The following is a 17,919-nucleotide window of genomic DNA, read 5'->3' on the forward strand; positions in this document are numbered from 1 at the left end:
TGCATGCAGAACGGCTGAATTTCCCCGGAGGCGATGCTGCGCATCTGTCCGGGCTGCGGTTACCCGTTACCGAGCGGAAAAGGGCGATCCTGCACGACCGTCTTCATGACCAATGTCGAACGTAAATGCTGCACGCCGGGCATTGCGGAGAGTTTATCATCGTACAGCTTCTGGAAGGCCGGAAGATCGCGCGTCACCACATGCATCAGATAGTCCGGATCGCCAAACAGACGCTGCGCCAGCACGATTTGCGGGATCTCTTCGATCGCTTCCTCAAACGCGCTTACCGCTTTTTTGTCCCCCTCTTTTAGCGTCGCGAAGACGATGGCCAAAAAGTTGAAGCCCATTTTGGCCGGATCAAGGTTGGCCCGATAGCCGGTAATCACCCCCTCCTGCTCCAGCGTGCGCAGCCGTCGATGGCAGGGCGAAAGACTGAGATTCACCCGTTCGGCCAGCTCGGTTATCGATAGTCGCCCGTCGGCCTGCAGCTCAGCAAGAATTTTTCGATCGATGCTATCCATTTGGAATATTTTCCCTCAGATTTCCCTTCCAGAGCATAACATTGAAAGCTCATTGCGCAATAAACCCGATATTCTTTTCCTCAAATAATCGCCGCTTTACGAGGGAAAACGATGAGAAACTGCCATCAACACGCAGGAGGGCGCTGGCCATGGAAATGAGCTTTATCGCCAGCTTTTGGCTGGTTTCCTTTCTGCTGATCATCACGCCGGGGGCTGACTGGGCCTACACCATCAGCGCAGGGATCAACGGGCGGCGCGTGATACCCGCCGTCGCCGGACTAATGTCCGGTCACCTGCTGGCCACGTTGATCGTCGTCGCCGGAATCGGCGTGTTAATCGCCGGCCACCCGCTGGCGCTATCGACGATTACCCTGCTGGGCGCGGGCTATCTGATGTGGCTGGGGATCGCTATTTTGCGCCATCCGCCAACGCCAGGCACACAGCAATACAGCGCGGATAGCTGGAATCGCTGGGCGATTAAGGGGCTATGCATTAGCGGCCTCAATCCAAAAGTCTTTCTTCTGTTTCTGGCCCTGCTGCCGCAGTTTACCGACCCCCAGGGAAGCTGGTCGGTCGCGCAGCAGATGTCGGCGCTGGGCGGTATTCACCTTATCACCTGCACGCTGGTCTATTTACTGGTCGGCTACGGCGCCAAAGCGCTGTTAGCGACCCGGCCTCAAATCGCGCAAAAAGTCAGCATCGCTTCGGGGGTGATGATGGTCGCCATAGCCGCCCTGCTGTTTCTGGAGCAGCTGAGGTAGCCTGCCATATAAGGCGCGAGCGCGTGTCCTGTTCGCGCCACGGCATTATTACGGCAAAAACGCATTACTGTACGGTTATTTTGCATTCGTCATCACCCCACTCTAAATTAGCCAATGCGCATCTCTCGCTTCCTTATCAGCCAGATTTTTTGGCTACGCAACCCTCCGATATCCCCCCCTCTTAGCGGCAGTTAAGGTTTATCTCATATGAAATAAAACAATTCTTAACGCTCCCCACAATTGTTGCGCTTCCTGTTTTCCCTATTCATAAGATGGTTTTTGCAGTATGGTTAACATTATTAGAAGTTATATACTGCTGCCTACCCAGTTAAGGAGAAAAAGAATGAGCAGGATATGGGCCCTACCCCAAACCGCAACGCCGAATATATATATAAAAATAAGAACTGCCTGTCCAAAAGAAGTCATATCGCTTAAATATTGCCAGCAGCAGCAATAAATAATGCACATGCAGCCGAATCTTATCATTATCTTATGATGGCCCAAAAGTGCGCTCGCCGGCTGTATAATAAAGGGAACTCAATGAAAAGCAATGCTATTTTAAAAAAAAGGAACTTCCTGACTCACAATGAAATAGAGTCATTGCTCAAAGCGGCCAACAGTGGTGCACATGCCACGCGCAATTATTGCCTGACATTATTGTGTTTTATTCACGGATTACGCGCCAGTGAAATATGCCGCCTGCAAATTTCCGATATCGACCTTAGTTCTAAATGTATCTATATTCACCGTCTTAAGAATGGATTTTCGACAACGCATCCTTTGCTAAATAAAGAAATCCGCGCATTAAAAAACTGGCTACAGGTCCGCGCCTCGTACCCGCAGTCCGACAGCGAATGGTTATTTCTCTCACGAAAAGGTAATCCTTTGTCTCGCCAGCAGTTTTATCAGATTATTTCCGCCTCTGGTGATAATGCCGGGCTATCGCTCGAAATTCATCCGCATATGCTCCGTCATTCATGCGGCTTCGCCCTGGCCAACATGGGCATTGATACCCGCCTTATCCAGGACTACCTGGGCCACCGCAACATTCGCCATACCGTATGGTATACCGCCAGTAACGCTGGCCGTTTCTATGGTATCTGGGACGAAAGCAGAGACAGACAGCGGAGCCCTGTTCTGCCGTAATGCTCGATGCCAGGGAGGGCGTCAAAATAACCATCAGGCAGCGGTAAACATTAAAAAAAATTAACCATGCGGTGTTTATGATTATTGTTCCGGCAAGTTCACAGCGCAACGAGGATTTATCTTATTACCCCCGGGCATGGCTCTGCATATAAATGCGTCAACGCCCTTCCGTTTAAAATAGCCGCAACCATGCTTTTTTCCTTTTAATTTTATGCACCTGAAAAAGAACCGCGGTCCAGAGGTTGTCGCCATCAATAAAATCTATAAGAATAAGATTTATCATCTGTAATATTCTGCCCCACAGCCGCTACAATGTCATTATTCAACTATGCTTAAGCCCCTTCATATAATACGCGATTAACCTTGCGGATTATTTGTGAGCGCCCCCTGCGGTCAGCAGGGTCGTGTTAATTTTCAAGATCATATCAGGAGTTATTTATTGTGAACCGACGTCGTTTTCTTACAGGTAAAGAAGTTCAGGCGATGATGCTGGCAGCCCGCCACGGGCAAACGGGAGAGCGGGATTACTGTCTAATCCTGCTCGCTTTTCGTCATGGTATGCGCATTAGCGAATTACTCGATCTGCACTACCGCGACCTCGATCTTGTCGAAGGCCGCATCAATATTCGACGGCTGAAGAATGGATTCTCCACCGTACATCCTCTGATGGTCGATGAATGTGACGCTATCAGGCGCTGGAGTCAGGTACGCGGCGCCTGGAAAGGCGCGCAAAAAACCGATGCGCTGTTTATATCGCGACGCGGTACGCCGCTTTCGCGTCAGCAGGCCTACCGCATCATCCGCACCGCTGGCGTGGACGCTGGCACGGCTACCCATACTCACCCGCATATGCTGCGCCATGCCTGCGGTTACGAACTGGCGGAGAGAGGGGCCGACACCCGCCTTATTCAGGACTATCTCGGCCATCGAAACATTCGCCATACCGTACGCTATACGGCCAGCAACGCCGCGCGATTCGCCGGACTCTGGGAACGCAACAACCTGATGGAGTGGAATTTACAAAATCAGAGGATGGAAAATAATAGTTTGATAAATAAGGGAAAATAACTTACCGAACAGGTCAATTGGGGCCAAACTGTGTGCATCATAAAAATATTCAGTAACCTTTTGCAACCATCGAATGCATCAAACAGGGGGTAAAAACCAATATCACGTTGATTAACAATGTTTTTTTATTTTTAATCTTTTCCAGAAACGTCCTTCTTTCCGCTGCCCATCCTTCCCGGCCACGCGTTGCCTATAGCCATCCATGGCTTATTAAGCCTTAACGATATCGATTTTTTATGTCGTAAAACAACGATAAAGAAGATTAAAAAACCAAATAAACAATCATATCATCATAATTTCAGTCAATTACGCCAACGAGTCAAAATGGCCCCAAATGTCTCATTTTTTGGGTGAAAAACATGCAGAACCGCAGCCGAATATACCGGCTGAAACATGAAATACCTGGAGGTCATGATGACGGCCAGATCGGTTCGTAATCCCGATATTGTTCAAAGGAAAACAACATGAAAATCAAATCACTGGCAATCGTTGTTCTGTCAGCCCTGTCTCTGAGCTCCGCGGCGGCGCTGGCCGACACCACGGTAAATGGCGGCACGGTGCATTTTAAAGGGGAAGTCGTCAACGCAGCCTGCGCCATTGACGCGGGTTCAATCGATCAAACCGTTCCAATGGGCCAGGTACGTTCGGCGAAACTGGCGACTGCGGGCAGCACCAGCACGGCTGTCGGCTTCAATATCCAGCTGAACGATTGTGACACCACCGTTGCCACCAAGGCCTCCGTCGCCTTCACCGGCACCGCGATTGACAGCACCAACACCACCGTACTGGCGCTGCAAAGCTCGGCGGCAGGCAGCGCGACTAACGTCGGCGTGCAGATCCTTGACCGTACCGGTACGCCGCTGGCGCTGGATGGCGCAACCTTCGGCGCAGCTTCCACCCTGAACGATGGCACCAACATAATTCCGTTCCAGGCTCGCTACTACGCGACTGCCGCTGCCACTGCCGGTACCGCTAACGCTGACGCCACCTTTAAAGTGCAGTACCAGTAATTTTTTCATCAGGCAGGGACGCGCGCCGGGCCAGGAAGGCCCGTTATCCATAACGGAATTCGGGTGATAACGATGCAAAGGATGAAGTCAGGTCTGTTGATATTTTTGCTCCCGCCGCTGGCGCTGGCCGGTAACCAGTGGAACGTCACGCTGCCCGGCGGAAACATGCGCTTTCAGGGGATCATTATTGCCGAGTCCTGCCGCGTTGAAGCGGGCGACCGGCAGATGACGGTCAACATGGGGCAGATCAGCAGCAATCGGTTTCATTCGGCCGGGGAAGACACCAACCCCGTCCCCTTCGATATCCACCTGCAGGAGTGCAGTACCGCCGTCAGCCAGCGCGTTGGCGTGGCCTTTCACGGCGTCGCCGATGGTAAAAACCCGGACGTGCTCTCAGTGGGCGAAGGACCGGGGATAGCGACCGGCGTGGGCGTCGCTCTGTTTGATAAAGACGACCATCCAATCCCACTGAACGGCCCTCCCGCCGCCTGGACAAGATTGTATACCGGGCCAACCACATTGCATTTTGTAGCGAAATACCGGGCAACAGGGCATCAGGTCACCGGAGGCGCGGCCAACGCTCAGGCCTGGTTCTCCCTGACCTACCAGTAATTAATCAGCAGACGAACCGAAAACAGGAAACGACGGTGACGATAAAAGGGGTAAACGTGAGAACAACACTGGCGATAGCGCGCGGTTTACTGGCGGGAGCGCTGATGATAGCCGCCATGGGATTTACCGCTCGCGCCGAGGCTGGCGTGGCGCTGGGGGCGACCCGCGTCATCTATCCTGCCGGGCAAAAGCAGGTTCAGCTGGCGGTCACCAACAACGACGAAAAGAGCACTTATTTGATTCAGTCATGGGTGGAGAATGCCGATGGCGCGAAGGACGGTCGCTTTGTCATCACCCCGCCGCTGTTCGCCATGCAGGGAAAAAAAGAGAATACCCTGCGCATCATTGATGCCACCAGCAACCAGCTGCCGCAGGATCGGGAAACGCTGTTCTGGATGAACGTCAAAGCGATCCCGTCGATGGATAAATCAAAGCTCAGCGAAAACACTCTCCAGCTGGCGATCATCAGCCGCATCAAGCTCTATTACCGCCCGGCAAAGCTGGCGCTGCCGCCGGATCAGGCTGCCGAAAAGCTGAAGTTCCGCCGCGGCGCAGGCACGCTTACGCTGATCAACCCCACTCCCTACTACCTGACGGTCACCGAACTCAACGCCGGTACCCGGGTGCTGGAAAATGCGCTGGTTCCGCCGATGGGTGAAGCCAGCGTTAAATTACCCGCCGATGCAGGTCGCGAGATTACATACCGGACGATTAACGACTACGGCGCGCTGACCCCGCGGATGCAGGGCGCTACGCAATAACTGACGGGAGACCGCGTTCTCCCGGAAATAAAAATAAGAACTGACAGCCGGGCGACTTTGGACCGGAGGGACTATGTCACATCTGAAATATGGACTCGACGATCTGGGCTCCGGACGTAAAAGCAGCCACGGGCCGGGGAATGCGCGCGCTTTCGCTCAAATCACGCTGGCTCTGTTACTTGCGGCACCGATCTTTTCCGTGCAGGCGGAGCTCTATTTTAATCCACGTTTTTTAGCGGATGACCCTGCCGCCGTGGCGGACTTATCAGGATTTGCCAACGGCCAGGAGGTCCCTCCGGGAACCTATCGCGTCGATATTTACCTCAATGACGGGTTTATGACTACCCGCGATGTCACTTTTAATAGTAGCGAAAGCGATCGCTCGCTGGTCCCCTGCCTGACGCGCGGGCAGCTGGCCGGGATGGGCATCAACACGACATCCATTAAAGGGATCGGCGCTCTGGCATCCGATGCCTGCGTACCGTTAACCGAAACCATCAAGGACGCCACTACCCGCTTCGATGTCGGCCTGCAGCGGCTGTACCTGACCGTACCCCAGGCGTTTATGGGCAACCGCGCCCGCGGCTATATTCCGCCCGAGCTCTGGGACCACGGGATTAACGCCGGGCTGCTGAACTACAACTTCACCGGCAACAACGTCCATAACGACATCGGCGGCAGCAGCAACTACGCGTACCTGAATCTGCAGAGCGGGCTGAATCTCGGCGCCTGGCGTCTGCGCGATAACACCACCTGGAGCTACAGCAGCAGCGGCAGTTCATCGACCAGTGAAAACAGGTGGCAGCACGTCAATACCTGGCTGGAGCGCGACATCACCGCGCTGCGCTCGCGTCTGACCCTGGGCGACAGCTACACCAACGGCGACGTCTTCGACGGCATTAACTTCCGCGGCGCGCAGCTCGCCTCCGATGACAACATGCTGCCGGACAGCCAGAAGGGGTTTGCCCCGGTTATCCACGGCATTGCCCGCGGTACCGCTCAGGTGTCGGTGAAGCAGAACGGCTATGAGATCTACCAGAGCACGGTGCCCCCCGGCCCGTTCACCATCAACGATCTCTACTCCGCCGGCAACGGCGGCGACCTGCAGGTGACCATCAAAGAGGCCGACGGCAGCAGCCAGGTCTTCACCGTCCCTTATTCGTCCGTGCCGGTGCTCCAGCGCGAGGGCCATACCCGCTATGCCGTCACCGCCGGGGAGTACCGCAGCGGCAACAATCAGCAGGAAAAACCGAAATTTTTCCAGAGCACCGTAATGCGCGGTCTTCCGGCAGGCTGGACCCTGTACGGCGGCACCCAGCTGGCGGACCGCTACCGCGCCTTTAACCTCGGCGTCGGCAAAAATCTGGGCCAACTGGGGGCGCTGTCGCTGGATATCACCCAGGCCAACGCCACCCTGCCGGATGACAGCGAGCATCAGGGGCAGTCGGTGCGTTTCCTCTATAACAAGTCGCTGACGGATACCGGCACCAACATTCAGCTGGTGGGCTACCGCTACTCGACGCGTGGCTATTTCAGCTTCGCCGACACCACCTATAACCGGATGAGCGGCTACAACGTCGAGACCCAGGACGGCGTGGTGCAGATGAAGCCGAAGTTCACCGATTACTACAACCTCGCGTACAACAAGCGCGGCAGGGTACAGCTCAGCGTCACCCAGCAGCTGGGGCGTACCGCCACGCTCTACCTGAGCGGTAGCCACCAGACCTACTGGGGAACCAGCAGCGCCGACCAGCAGCTCCAGGCCGGGCTTAACGCCGCCGTCGACGATATCAACTGGACCCTGAGCTACAGCCTGACCAGAAACGCCTGGCAGCAGGGGCGCGACCAGATGCTGGCGCTCAACGTCAGTATCCCGTTCAGCCACTGGATGCGTTCCGACAGCACCTCCGCCTGGAGAAACGGTAACGCCAGCTACAGCATGTCCAACGATCTGAACGGCAGGACCACCAGCCTTGCCGGCCTGTACGGCACGCTGCTGGAGGACAACAACCTGAGCTACAGCGTACAGACCGGCTACGCCGGCGGCGGCGATGGCAACAGCGGCGGCACCGGATACGCGGCGCTGAACTACCGCGGCGGCTACGGTAACGCCAACGTCGGCTACAGCCGCAGCGACGGTATCAAACAGCTCTACTACGGCCTGAGCGGCGGCGTGCTGGCCCACGCTGACGGCGTCACCCTGAGCCAGCCGATGAACGACACGGTCGTGCTGATCAAAGCCCCCGGCGCGGATGGCGTGAAGGTAGAAAACCAGACCGGGGTACGGACCGACTGGCGCGGCTACGCCGTTCTGCCCTACGCCACCGAATACCGGGAAAACCGGGTGGCGCTGGACACCAATACGCTGGCCAATAACGTCGACCTTGATGATGCGGTGGTCAGTATTGTGCCCACCCACGGGGCGATTGCGCGCGCCGAATTTAAGGCCAGCGTCGGCATGAAGCTGCTGATGACGCTGACTCACAACGGTAAACCGGTTCCTTTTGGCGCCATAGCCTCCGCTGTCGACAGCCAGGGCAGCAGCATCGTCGCCGATAACGGCCAGGTCTACCTGAGCGGGATGCCGCTGGCGGGCAAGGTGCGGGCGAAATGGGGCGAAGGTCCGAACGCCAGCTGTGAGGCCAGCTACAGCCTGCCGCCGGAAAGCCAGAACCAGGCGTTAAGCCAGCTGTCGGCAGCGTGCCGCTAAGGAAACCATGATGATGAGAAAAAACCTGTATCTGCTGGGCGCCATACTCTCTCTGGTCTCCTTCAGCACCCCTGCCGCCGATAGCACCATCACGATTAGCGGATATGTCAGGGATAACACCTGCGCCGTCGCAGGTGAGTCAAAAGATTTTACCGTCGATCTGATGAATAACGCCGCCAAACAGTTTAATGCCGTCGGCACGACCACGCCGCTGGTGCCGTTTCGCATCGTGCTGTCGCCCTGCGGCGGCTCCGTCACCGCGGTTAAAGTCGGCTTTACCGGCATAGCGGACAGCGACAACACCAGCCTGCTTAAGCTGGACAGTGGCGTATCGGCAGCGTCCGGCATCGGCGTGCAGATCCTTAACGGCAGCCGGGCGCCCCTGGTACTCAACGCCCCCTCGTCAAACATCGCGTGGACCACGCTGAAACCCGGGCAGACCAACACCCTCAACTTCTACGCCAGGCTGATGGCCGCGCGCGTCCCGATTACAGCAGGACACGTTAATGCCACCGCAACCTTCACGCTTGAATTTCAGTAACCGGAGGCTGAAATGAAATGGACTCATGCACCCTGGCTGCTGGCGGTAATGATGGCCTTCGCCAGCGCCCCCCGCGCCGCCGACGTGACCATTACCGTTAACGGTAAAGTGGTGGCCAAACCCTGCACCATCGCCACGCCGAAGGCCACCGTTGACCTTGGTGATTTATACACCTTTAACATGCTTTCACCCGGCTCGGCATCAGGCTGGCATGACGTCACCCTCGATCTCAGCAACTGTCCGGTCGGCACCTCGCGGGTCACCGCCACCTTCAGCGGAACGGCGGACAGCACGGGCTACTACAAAAATCAGGGAACGGCGGGCAACCTCCAGCTGGAGTTGCAGGATACCAGCGGCGCCCGGTTTAACAACGGCACAAGCAAAACGGTGGCCGTCAACGATGCCACGCAATCCACCCGCTTTCCATTGCGCGTCAGGGCGCTGACGGTTAACGGCGGACCAACGCAAGGAACAATCCAGGCGGTGATTAACGTCACCTACACCTGGCTATAAGGCAGGAGAACGTTATGAATCAGCGGATTACCGCTCCCCGTAGATGTCGTATGGCGCTGGTCAACGCGCTGTGGCTGGCGCTTGTGTTAGCGGGCTTTTCCACCAGCGTCAGGGCTTATACCTGCTACGACTCCACCGGCACCATATTAAACAGCGATACCGGCGGGAAAGTATCCAACGTCTACGTTAACCTGCAGCCAAGCCTCGGAGCGGGGCAGAACCTGGTCGTCGACTTATCCAGCTCGATTTTTTGTAAAAATGACGCGCCGGACAGGCGCAACGACATGGTAAGCATGCTACAGGGCTCGGCCTATAGCGGCCTGCTGACCAATTTTACCGGTTCTTTAAAGTACTACGGAGTTAGCTATAGTTTCCCGCTAAACTCCCCGACCGCCAGCCATAATTTTACTTCCGGCAACTACACCAGCTGGAATACCCAGCTCTACCTGACGCCAATATCCACCGCCTCCGGGCTGGCGATAAGCGCCGGCTCGCATATCGCCACGCTGGTCATGTATCAGGTGGGTTCCGATATCAACGGCGGCGGTAACGTTCGTACCTCTAAATTTACCTGGAACATCTATGCCAACAATAGCGTGATTATCCCGACGGGCGGCTGCGATGTTTCCGCTCGCAACGTCACGGTAACGCTGCCTGAGTACCCGGGTTCGACCGCTGTTCCGCTCACGGTACGCTGCGGGCAAAATCAAAAGATAGGTTTTTACCTCTCCGGCACCACGGCGGATAGCGCCAATAGCGTGTTCACCAATACCTCTTCCGCCTCACCGGCCCAGGGGATAGGCGTTCAGCTATTGCGCAATGGCACTATTCTGCGCTCAAACAGTACCGTCTCTATGGGAACCGTGGGCACCTCCGCGGTCAACCTCGGACTCACCGCAACCTATGCGCGAACCAGCGGCCAGGTCACCGCGGGCAACGTGCAATCCATTATTGGGGTGACCTTTGTTTACCAGTAACGCGCCCGCGGCGCGCGGCAGAGCGGGAGTGGACTATATCCTTTCGCCCTGCTCGCTGGTCGCCGATGGATTAGTCAAAGTGATGATGGCCAGCGGCATGCGGCCCGTTGTGCTGCCGTCGGATACGCAGATGCTTCCCGGCGACACGGGCATTCGCCGCCTTATCGTTTTTCTGCCGGAAACCCCGGCCAGGCTGCTCACCACCCTGCAGCAGGCCGCTGCGTTTCTTGAACACTCCGCGACGCCGCTGCCGATGCTGATCCTCAGCCGCAGCCCGGCCAGCTGGCTGTGGCATACGCTGCTGCATCAGGTCATCGATCACCGTTTGCTTGCCGAAGTGCGCACCGCCGCCTCGGACCTGCCCGTCCCCAGCCTGACCGCGGTGCTGCAGGACTATATTTTGCAAAGATATCCTTCGCTTAAACAGCTGGCCGACGAAGAGATACGCCTCGGCGGAAAGCGCCCTGGCGGGCTCACCCGGCCGGAGCTAAATGCCATTCTCGGTCTACTCAGCGGATACAGCGTCAACGCCCAGGCAAAGCGCCGCGGCATTAGCCACAAAACGCTTTATAACCAGCGAACGGCAGGACTGAAAAAAATGGTGGAACATCATCCTCAGCTGGCAACCCGATTCCCCGGCAGCCAGACCAAAGGGCAGAAGATCCAACCGGATGCTGCGCTTTCCGCCTTCGAGCGCGAATTTGTCCACGCCATTCACTGTCGGCAAATTTTCCCGGTATTCCAGCCCATCACCGATGGTCGGATGCAGCTAAAAGGGTTGGAGATCCTCTGTCGCTGGCGGCAAAAGGGACAGGTTATGCTGCCGGGCGAGTTTTTGCCGCAGGTACATTCCGCGTATGCCTGGCTGGTGTTGACCGCCTTTGTGATTCGCGAGGCCGTGGAGAATATTAATCTGCACTCCGGAGAGTTTTATTTCTCGGTCAATATTCCCGCTGCTATCGCCAGCAATGACAACCTGCTCCGGATGGTGGAGACCGCGCGCCAGCAGCTGCGTCAGCCCCATATGTCTTCGAGGCTGGTACTGGAATTTGCTGAAACCCTGGACCTCAACCTGCAGAGTAAAATTGCCGACAATATTTCCCGGCTACGCAAGCAGGGCTTTACCATTATGCTGGATGACTGCTTTTCACAAAGCAGCGTCATGTTTCCGGTACGATCGGTCAGGTTCAGCGCCTATAAGCTGGATATGAGCATCGTCAACGACATGCAGCGCGATCCTCACGCCCTGGCCCTAATCAAAAGTCTGCTCTACTACTGTCAGCTAACCGGTAGCCGCTGTGTTGCCGAAGGCGTGGACAGTCTGGATAAATTCAACCGACTGAAGGCGCTGGGGATCGACCGTTTTCAGGGTTATTTCATCTCGCCGCCGGTGGAGCGGGAAAACGTCAGTGACCTTATCCACCAGCTTTTATCCGGCCGCGATCTGAACCTTATCGCCGGGTAACACGGCGTCAGATAAAAAGGTGGCGCCAGCGCGCTGGCGCATTTATTTCAGGCGCGAATATCGTCGTACTCGCGGGTATGATCAAATTCATGTTTGGCAAACGGGCATAGCGGAATAATTTTACGCTGCTCGCCGCGCATTTTTTCCACCACTTTCGCCACCAGCTTTTTTCCCACGCCCTGGCCTTTCAGACTGGGGTCGACGTCAGTGTGTTCAATAATGCTGAGGTGCTCGCCCGTAGGCACAAAAACAATTTCCGCCACCTGCTTCCCGTCGGCGTCATTGACGTAAAACTTGTTATGACCTTCCAGTATTTCCATCATTTCCTCGCTTATTTTTGGCGATACTTCAGCGCGCCGCTCGGGCAGGTATCAATAACCTTGACCACCGTGGCCACGTCCACTTCATCCGGGACGATCCACGGTTTGCGTTTCAGATTGAAGAGCTTCGCGCTACCGCGTACGCAGTTACCCGAGTGCTGGCAGATATCGGTGTTAAAGTAGACATCTATTTTCTCTCCGGTATAGGCGCGATAGCCCGCTTGCAGTAATTCTTTATCCATGACATTGCCTCAGTTCTGACTATTTTTTATAGTCCTGGCTCTAAGCATAGCCCTGCCAGCCACCGCCGACTATCGGTGACACGCGAAATTTTATTTCGCCCACCGCTGGTCGTTAATGCAGAATGAATGATTTTCTATGCAGGTGTTATCCATAGAAAATATCCTGTTTATCGATGGAATACAGACGCTTCTGTTCTCTCCGCCTTTTATTTCCCCGACAGTGAGATTAAACTCATTTCACCTTAATCCGAGCACTCAGGTATTTCGTCTTGAATCGCATTGTTAAGCTGGCGGGCCCTGCGCTCTTATTTTCGCTATTTACGCTCTCCGGCTGCTCATTATCCCCGGCGATTCCGGTTTTAGGCGCAGCATTTCCCGGCTGGTTCTTCTGCTTATTAGGCGCCGCGCTGTTACTTATTCCCTGCCATATCCTGATTGTGCGTCAAGGATGGCAATCGCGATTTTCTCCACTGGTCTTCAGCTATCTGGCGCTGATGTTCCTGTTCGCCACGATTCTGTGGTTCCTGTTCTTCGTAAACTAGATCCCTATGACCCAATCCCGCTCAAGCGTTATCCGCAAAAAATGGCCCCTGCTGGCGCTCGTTCTCGCCGCGATCGTGGCGCTGATTCTGGTTATCTGGCAGCTGCAAACCTCGCCGGAAACCAACGATGCTTACGTTTATGCCGACACCATCGACGTGGTGCCGGAAGTGAGCGGGCGGATCGTCGAAATGCCGATTCGCGACAATCAGCGGGTGAAAAAAGGCGATCTGCTGTTCCGCATCGACCCGCGTCCCTACCAGGCGATGCTTGATGATGCCAAGGCGCGGCTGACCACGCTTGATGCGCAGATTATGCTGACCCAGCGCACCATCAAAGCGCAGGAGTACAACGCGCAGTCGGTCAACGCCGCCGTTGAACGTGCTAAAGCGCTGGTTAAGCAGACCACCTCTTCACGCATACGCCTTGAGCCGCTGGTACCGCAGGGGTTTGCCTCACAAGAAGATCTGGATCAGGCGCGAACGGCCGAAAAAGCGGCGCGCGCCGAACTGGAGGCCACCCTGCTGCAGGCGAAACAGGCTTCCGCGGCCGTGACCGGCGTTGATGCCATGGTGGCGCAGCGCGCGGGGATCCTGGCGCAAATTGCGCTGGCCGAGCTGCATCTCGAATTTACCGAAGTGCGCGCGCCGTTTAACGGCGTGGTGGTGGCGCTGAAGACGACGATCGGCCAGTACGCCTCGGCCCTTAAGCCGGTCTTTACCCTGCTGGATGACGACCACTGGTACGTGGTGGCAAACTTCCGCGAAACCGACTTGCAGAGTGTTCGGCCCGGCGTTCCGGCCAGAATTACCGTAATGACCAACCATGGCCGCACCTTCGAGGGCGTAGTCGACTCGGTCGGCACCGGCGTTCTGCCCGACGGCGGCAGCGTCATTGAAGGCCTGCCGGTTATTCAGAAGAGCATCAACTGGGTCCATGTCTCCCAGCGCTTCCCGGTTAAAATCGCCGTCAAAGATCCCGACCCGAACCTGTTTCGCATGGGCGCTTCCGCCAGCGCCATTCTCCAGCCGCAATAAGGAGACGGCATGCAAAGCTTGTGGCCGTTTCTGACCCGGGAACTCCGCGATGCGCCGGGGCGGGCGAACTATACCCTGCGCCTGACGCTCAGCTGTGCGGTGCTGATTGTGCTGTTTATGACGCTGCATATTCCCTTCCTCGCCGTGGCGCTGATCGTGGTGTTTTACGTCAGCCAGCCTAACGTCCTGATGATTAAGCTGGTCAGCGTGGTTTTCGTGGTGACCGTCAGCGTCGCCCTGGGCGGCGTACTGCTGATTATTAAGTGGACCTATGACTATCCGCTAATTCGCCTGGTTGCCTCGGTGATCCTGTTCTTCTGTGCGATTTACCTGATGCGGGTCCTCGGCAAGCTGGGGCTGGCGTTTTTCGTGGTGGCGCTGGCAGTCATCTACGCCCAGACCTTCCCGTCGATGACCAGCCAGAGCGAAATTCTGGTACGCCTGCTGCTGTGGCTATGGGTGGCGATTAACACCGCCATTCTGGTGACGTTGCTGGTCAACGCCTGCTTCCAACAGGCGTTCCCCGGCTATCAGTTTAAAGCCCGGCTGGTGGTCATGCTGCGCCAGACGGCGCGGATTCTTAGCCAACCGGATAGCGGGGCGCCGCAACCCTCCTTTAAAGAGATCGCCGGCCAGTTTAACCAGTTGCAGTCCCTGTACCAGCAAGCCGCCCGCGCCACGCCGGAGATTGCCGCCAGCCCACAGGCCTGGCAATCGCTGATGGCCGCCGCGCTGCGCTGCTACCATTTAACGGCGCTGCTACAACCGGGCCGCGACCATTCCGATGCGCGCCAGCGGATAGCCCGCGAGCTGAACGCGCTGGCGGATAATCTGCCCAGCCCCACAGCGGCGGATATGGAGCCGTTGATGGTCCCGCGCGATAGCGATAACAGCGCCATTTTGCAGGAGATCGCCGAGGTGCTGGCGCGGCTGGCGCGCGGCGAAACCATCGCGTTACCGCAGGGTGAAGTGGAAAAAGCGCCGCTGCTGCTGCCGGACGCGTGGTCCAATCCGGTCTATCTGCACTTTGCCCTGAAAACGCTGCTGGCGACGCTGCTGTGCTACGTTTTCTATACCGCCGCAGACTGGCAGGGTATCCACACCATTATGCTGAGCTGCGTCATTGTCGCCCAGCCGGGTCTGGGCGCTACCATGCAGAAAACGTGGCTGCGTATCGGCGGCGCGCTGCTGGCGACGCTGATTGCGCTGCTCCTGATCGTCTTTGTGCAGCCCTGGACCGACTCGCTGAGCGGCCTGCTGGCGATGACCCTGCCGGTGTTCGCGCTGGCGGCGTGGATTGCGGCAGGCTCAGAGCGCATCGCCTACGCCGGGATCCAGATAGGTTTCACCTTTGCGCTGGCGTTCCTCAGCTGGTTTGGCCCGCTCAGCAACCTTACCGAACTGCGCGACCGGGTTATCGGTATCCTGCTCGGCGTGCTGGTCTCCTCGATTGTACATCTCTATTTATGGCCGGATAGCGAAGCCCCGCAGCTCAAAGCGCGTCTGGCGCAGCTTTATCGCCAGCTGGCGCAGACCCTCTCCTCAAGCGACGATGCGGTTCAGCTGGTACCGCTATTTGCCGCGCTGACCGAGAGCGAAACCTTAATCAACCGGGTAGCCGCCGAGCCGCTGGGAACCTACGCCCACCCGTGGACGGAAGCCAAAAACTGGCCGGTGCGGGCGACGTTCCATCAGGCGGAAGAGATCCTGCGCCTCAGCGAAGGCTATCGTCTGTACGCCGCGCCGGGGGATACTTTTTTACCCCGCTGCGCCCGGCGGCTTGAAGGCTACGCTGCCGATATCGAGGCGCAGCAAACTGCCGTAGAACGCCCTCAGGCGCTTCTCCCGGACCCGGCGAATCCATTTGGCGCGCCGCTGGTCAACGCGCTGGCCGCTCTGCCGGCGTGGCCATTTGCGTCTTCCGATACTCCGCGACAGGCAATGCAATCATGATTAAAACCTCTACTCTCCCGCGCGCCGCGCGCTCCCCGGTGTTTGCCTTCGCCCTGACGCTGTTAACCGGGTGCGCATTAATTCAGGACGATCCCGGCCAGGTTCCGCTGGTCAATCCGCAGCAGGCCGAGCTGGCGCAGGTGATCCATCTGGCGAATAGCGGCTGGCCGACGGCGCGCTGGTGGGAAGGCTATCAGGATCCGCAGCTAAATATGCTGGTCAATCGCGCGCTGCAGAACTCCCCCACCATGCAGGCGGCGCGGCTGCGTATTTCACAATCGCAGTCCACGGTCGAGCTGGCGCAGTCGGCAATGGGCGTGCAGGCCACCGCCGTGGCGGCGCAAAACCGTCTGCGGGTCACCAATAAACAGTTCACCTGGCCCTACTCCTTCTCCCTGCCGGTGGATAAAAACGGCCCCTGGTACACGCTGAATACGGTTGGCGTCGGGGCGACGCTGAATATCGATTTATGGGGCGCCGACCGCGCCCGCGTTGCCGCCGCGATTGGCGAAAAGAACGCCCGCCAGGCGGAGACCGCCGGCATCGAGCTGGATCTTGCCAGCAGCGTGGCCCAGCTCTATTTCGCGATGCAGGCAACTTTCCAGAAAATCGCATTATTTAATCAGCTGGAGGCCATCGCCAGGCTCTCGGTGCAGGCGCATGAGCATCGTACCGCGCGCGGCGTGGAGGATAGCGTCGATGTCGCCAACGCCCAGGCAGAGCTGCTGGCGGCGCAGCAGCAGGTGATTACGGCGCAGGGGACGCTGACGCAGTATCGGGAAACGCTGCGGGCGCTGATTGGCGCCGATGCGCATAGCATGCCGGAGATTCATCCCGTGGCGCTGCCGGCGCTGCAGGAGACGCTCCCGGATTCGCTTTCGTTTGAACTGCTGGCCCGTCGCCCGGATCTGCAGGCGCTGCGCGGCTACGTCAGCGCTTCGATGAACCAGGTGGACGCGGCAAAAGCGGCGTTTTACCCGCACTTCGATATCAAAGCCTTCTGGGGCTACAACGCGCTGAGCGTCGGCGATCTGTTTAAGTCCTCATTCCAGCAGATCAACCTGCTGCCGGGGCTCTATTTGCCGTTGTTTGACGGCGGGCGCTTAAACGCCAACCTGAAATCGACGCGTACGGCGAGCAATATTTTAATTAAGCAGTACAACCAGGCGGTGCTGGACGCGGTGCGCGACGTGGCGATTAGCTCCAGCCAGTTGAACGATTTGAACCAGCAGGCCGCGCTGCAGCAGCAGAAAGTCGCGGCGGCGATGATAACCACCCGCAGTGCCAGCGCGCACCATCAGCGCGGACTGGTCAGCTACTATGCGGCGCAGGAGGCGCGTCGTCCGGCCATCGCGCAGCAGCTTTTGCTGCTGGATATCGAGGCCCAGCGGCTCAGCACCGATATCACCTTGATTAAAGCCCTGGGCGGCGATTACCGCGGCCCGGCGGTGGCCTCCGCAGGGAAAGAAGTGGCGCAATAGCCGTGAATTTCCCTACTCGCGCCAGGCTCTGTTCCCGGGGGCGGCGCTTAACACGCCTTGCCCGGGCTACAGGTTCACCGCCGTCTGTAAGCCGGTAACCCCACAATTCATCGCCGTCTGCGAGCCCCACTCACCGCCGTCTGCTGTTGGGTAGCCCGGACAGATGCGCAGCATCGCCTCCGGGAAATTCTGCCGCACTGCGCCCCGCTCCCGGGGGCGGCGCTTAACGCGCCTTGCCCGGGCTACAGGTTCACCGCCGTC

The 17,919-nt window shown here is 57.5% G+C and carries 18 protein-coding genes and 1 pseudogene; 15 read left to right on the forward strand and 4 right to left on the reverse strand.

Translation table 11 applies throughout. The features are described 5' to 3' along the window. Positions 1 to 59 precede the first annotated feature (59 nt). Positions 60 to 521 carry an Lrp/AsnC family transcriptional regulator gene (locus ABLV11_RS06395; RefSeq protein ID WP_126489521.1) on the reverse strand — a complete coding sequence of 154 codons (462 nt, stop codon included), beginning with the start codon at positions 519 to 521 and terminating at the stop codon, positions 60 to 62. A 149-nt stretch (positions 522 to 670) separates the two neighbouring features. Here ABLV11_RS06395 and ABLV11_RS06400 point away from each other — a divergent pair, with 149 nt between their 5' ends. The 11 genes from ABLV11_RS06400 (at position 671) to ABLV11_RS06450 (ending at position 12,085) form a co-directional block, all read left to right on the forward strand. Next, entirely contained in the window at positions 671 to 1,282 is a 612-nt protein-coding gene (locus tag ABLV11_RS06400; RefSeq protein ID WP_004105367.1) for a LysE family translocator, read from the forward strand. A gap of 540 nt (positions 1,283 to 1,822) precedes the next feature. Then, positions 1,823 to 2,428, forward strand: a complete 606-nt coding sequence (locus ABLV11_RS06405) for a tyrosine-type DNA invertase (RefSeq protein ID WP_004105369.1) — start codon at positions 1,823 to 1,825, stop codon at positions 2,426 to 2,428. Positions 2,429 to 2,869: 441 nt separating this feature from the next. Then, the gene (locus ABLV11_RS06410) at positions 2,870 to 3,496 is read left to right on the forward strand and encodes a tyrosine-type DNA invertase (protein ID WP_023321571.1); all 627 of its coding nucleotides are present in this window, start codon (positions 2,870 to 2,872) and stop codon (positions 3,494 to 3,496) included. A gap of 464 nt (positions 3,497 to 3,960) precedes the next feature. Then, a complete protein-coding gene (fimA, locus tag ABLV11_RS06415) occupies positions 3,961 to 4,506 on the forward strand; it encodes a type 1 fimbrial major subunit FimA (protein WP_004105373.1) in 546 nt (181 codons plus the stop codon). Between the two features lie 72 nt (positions 4,507 to 4,578). Beyond that, positions 4,579 to 5,118, forward strand: coding sequence for a fimbrial protein (locus tag ABLV11_RS06420; protein ID WP_004115184.1), 540 nt, complete (start codon positions 4,579 to 4,581; stop codon positions 5,116 to 5,118). Positions 5,119 to 5,153: 35 nt separating this feature from the next. Continuing rightward, the gene (locus tag ABLV11_RS06425) at positions 5,154 to 5,879 is read left to right on the forward strand and encodes a fimbria/pilus periplasmic chaperone (protein WP_126489522.1); all 726 of its coding nucleotides are present in this window, start codon (positions 5,154 to 5,156) and stop codon (positions 5,877 to 5,879) included. Between the two features lie 73 nt (positions 5,880 to 5,952). After that, a complete protein-coding gene (locus ABLV11_RS06430) occupies positions 5,953 to 8,589 on the forward strand; it encodes a fimbrial biogenesis usher protein (RefSeq protein ID WP_126489523.1) in 2,637 nt (878 codons plus the stop codon). A gap of 10 nt (positions 8,590 to 8,599) precedes the next feature. Next, entirely contained in the window at positions 8,600 to 9,130 is a 531-nt protein-coding gene (locus ABLV11_RS06435) for a fimbrial protein (protein WP_004115193.1), read from the forward strand. Between the two features lie 12 nt (positions 9,131 to 9,142). Further along, positions 9,143 to 9,643 (forward strand): fimbrial protein, encoded by a 501-nt coding sequence (locus ABLV11_RS06440; RefSeq protein WP_004105386.1) that lies wholly within the window; start codon positions 9,143 to 9,145, stop codon positions 9,641 to 9,643. Positions 9,644 to 9,693: 50 nt separating this feature from the next. Further along, the gene (locus ABLV11_RS06445) at positions 9,694 to 10,620 is read left to right on the forward strand and encodes a fimbrial protein (protein WP_024274666.1); all 927 of its coding nucleotides are present in this window, start codon (positions 9,694 to 9,696) and stop codon (positions 10,618 to 10,620) included. A gap of 28 nt (positions 10,621 to 10,648) precedes the next feature. Then, positions 10,649 to 12,085: an EAL domain-containing protein gene (locus tag ABLV11_RS06450; RefSeq protein ID WP_077258035.1), complete on the forward strand. Its 1,437-nt coding sequence runs from the start codon at positions 10,649 to 10,651 to the stop codon at positions 12,083 to 12,085. Between the two features lie 47 nt (positions 12,086 to 12,132). On the opposite strand, the gene ABLV11_RS06455 is transcribed toward ABLV11_RS06450, so the two are convergent. Together ABLV11_RS06455 and yjdI are read right to left on the reverse strand one after the other, a co-directional pair. Beyond that, on the reverse strand, positions 12,133 to 12,405 hold the full coding sequence (locus ABLV11_RS06455; RefSeq protein WP_004115198.1) for a GNAT family N-acetyltransferase: 273 nt from the start codon (positions 12,403 to 12,405) through the stop codon (positions 12,133 to 12,135). A gap of 11 nt (positions 12,406 to 12,416) precedes the next feature. Then, on the reverse strand, positions 12,417 to 12,647 hold the full coding sequence (gene yjdI, locus ABLV11_RS06460; protein ID WP_004105390.1) for a 4Fe-4S mono-cluster protein YjdI: 231 nt from the start codon (positions 12,645 to 12,647) through the stop codon (positions 12,417 to 12,419). Positions 12,648 to 12,916: 269 nt separating this feature from the next. Here yjdI and ABLV11_RS06465 point away from each other — a divergent pair, with 269 nt between their 5' ends. The 4 genes from ABLV11_RS06465 to ABLV11_RS06480 are packed head-to-tail and all read left to right on the forward strand — an operon-like array spanning position 12,917 to position 17,658. Next, positions 12,917 to 13,189 (forward strand): YtcA family lipoprotein, encoded by a 273-nt coding sequence (locus ABLV11_RS06465; protein ID WP_004105391.1) that lies wholly within the window; start codon positions 12,917 to 12,919, stop codon positions 13,187 to 13,189. Positions 13,190 to 13,195: 6 nt separating this feature from the next. Next, complete coding sequence (gene mdtN / locus ABLV11_RS06470; RefSeq protein ID WP_016809158.1) at positions 13,196 to 14,224, forward strand: multidrug transporter subunit MdtN; 1,029 nt, start codon at positions 13,196 to 13,198, stop codon at positions 14,222 to 14,224. Between the two features lie 9 nt (positions 14,225 to 14,233). Then, positions 14,234 to 16,177, forward strand: coding sequence for an FUSC family protein (locus tag ABLV11_RS06475; RefSeq protein ID WP_126489524.1), 1,944 nt, complete (start codon positions 14,234 to 14,236; stop codon positions 16,175 to 16,177). Beyond that, positions 16,174 to 17,658, forward strand: coding sequence for an MdtP family multidrug efflux transporter outer membrane subunit (locus tag ABLV11_RS06480; RefSeq protein WP_126489525.1), 1,485 nt, complete (start codon positions 16,174 to 16,176; stop codon positions 17,656 to 17,658). Before ABLV11_RS06475 ends, ABLV11_RS06480 begins: the two co-directional genes overlap by 4 nt. A 66-nt stretch (positions 17,659 to 17,724) precedes the next feature. On the opposite strand, the pseudogene ABLV11_RS06485 reads toward ABLV11_RS06480, so the two are convergent. Beyond that, positions 17,725 to 17,919, reverse strand: a pseudogene (locus ABLV11_RS06485) (hypothetical protein); the annotation flags it as partial.

Source organism: Klebsiella sp. GW_Kp181 (assembly GCF_040062315.1).
GTDB lineage: Bacteria > Pseudomonadota > Gammaproteobacteria > Enterobacterales > Enterobacteriaceae > Klebsiella > Klebsiella oxytoca.

Coding starts and splice junctions, on each gene's coding strand:
- ABLV11_RS06420 (WP_004115184.1), top strand. CDS start 4,579: ATGCAAAGGATGAAGTCAGGTCTGTTGATATTTTTGCTCCCGCCGCTG.
- ABLV11_RS06440 (WP_004105386.1), top strand. CDS start 9,143: ATGAAATGGACTCATGCACCCTGGCTGCTGGCGGTAATGATGGCCTTC.
- yjdI (WP_004105390.1), bottom strand. CDS start 12,647: ATGGATAAAGAATTACTGCAAGCGGGCTATCGCGCCTATACCGGAGAG.
- ABLV11_RS06430 (WP_126489523.1), top strand. CDS start 5,953: ATGTCACATCTGAAATATGGACTCGACGATCTGGGCTCCGGACGTAAA.
- ABLV11_RS06435 (WP_004115193.1), top strand. CDS start 8,600: ATGATGAGAAAAAACCTGTATCTGCTGGGCGCCATACTCTCTCTGGTC.
- ABLV11_RS06395 (WP_126489521.1), bottom strand. CDS start 521: ATGGATAGCATCGATCGAAAAATTCTTGCTGAGCTGCAGGCCGACGGG.
- ABLV11_RS06475 (WP_126489524.1), top strand. CDS start 14,234: ATGCAAAGCTTGTGGCCGTTTCTGACCCGGGAACTCCGCGATGCGCCG.
- ABLV11_RS06405 (WP_004105369.1), top strand. CDS start 1,823: ATGAAAAGCAATGCTATTTTAAAAAAAAGGAACTTCCTGACTCACAAT.
- ABLV11_RS06445 (WP_024274666.1), top strand. CDS start 9,694: ATGGCGCTGGTCAACGCGCTGTGGCTGGCGCTTGTGTTAGCGGGCTTT.
- ABLV11_RS06455 (WP_004115198.1), bottom strand. CDS start 12,405: ATGGAAATACTGGAAGGTCATAACAAGTTTTACGTCAATGACGCCGAC.
- ABLV11_RS06480 (WP_126489525.1), top strand. CDS start 16,174: ATGATTAAAACCTCTACTCTCCCGCGCGCCGCGCGCTCCCCGGTGTTT.
- fimA (WP_004105373.1), top strand. CDS start 3,961: ATGAAAATCAAATCACTGGCAATCGTTGTTCTGTCAGCCCTGTCTCTG.
- mdtN (WP_016809158.1), top strand. CDS start 13,196: ATGACCCAATCCCGCTCAAGCGTTATCCGCAAAAAATGGCCCCTGCTG.
- ABLV11_RS06400 (WP_004105367.1), top strand. CDS start 671: ATGGAAATGAGCTTTATCGCCAGCTTTTGGCTGGTTTCCTTTCTGCTG.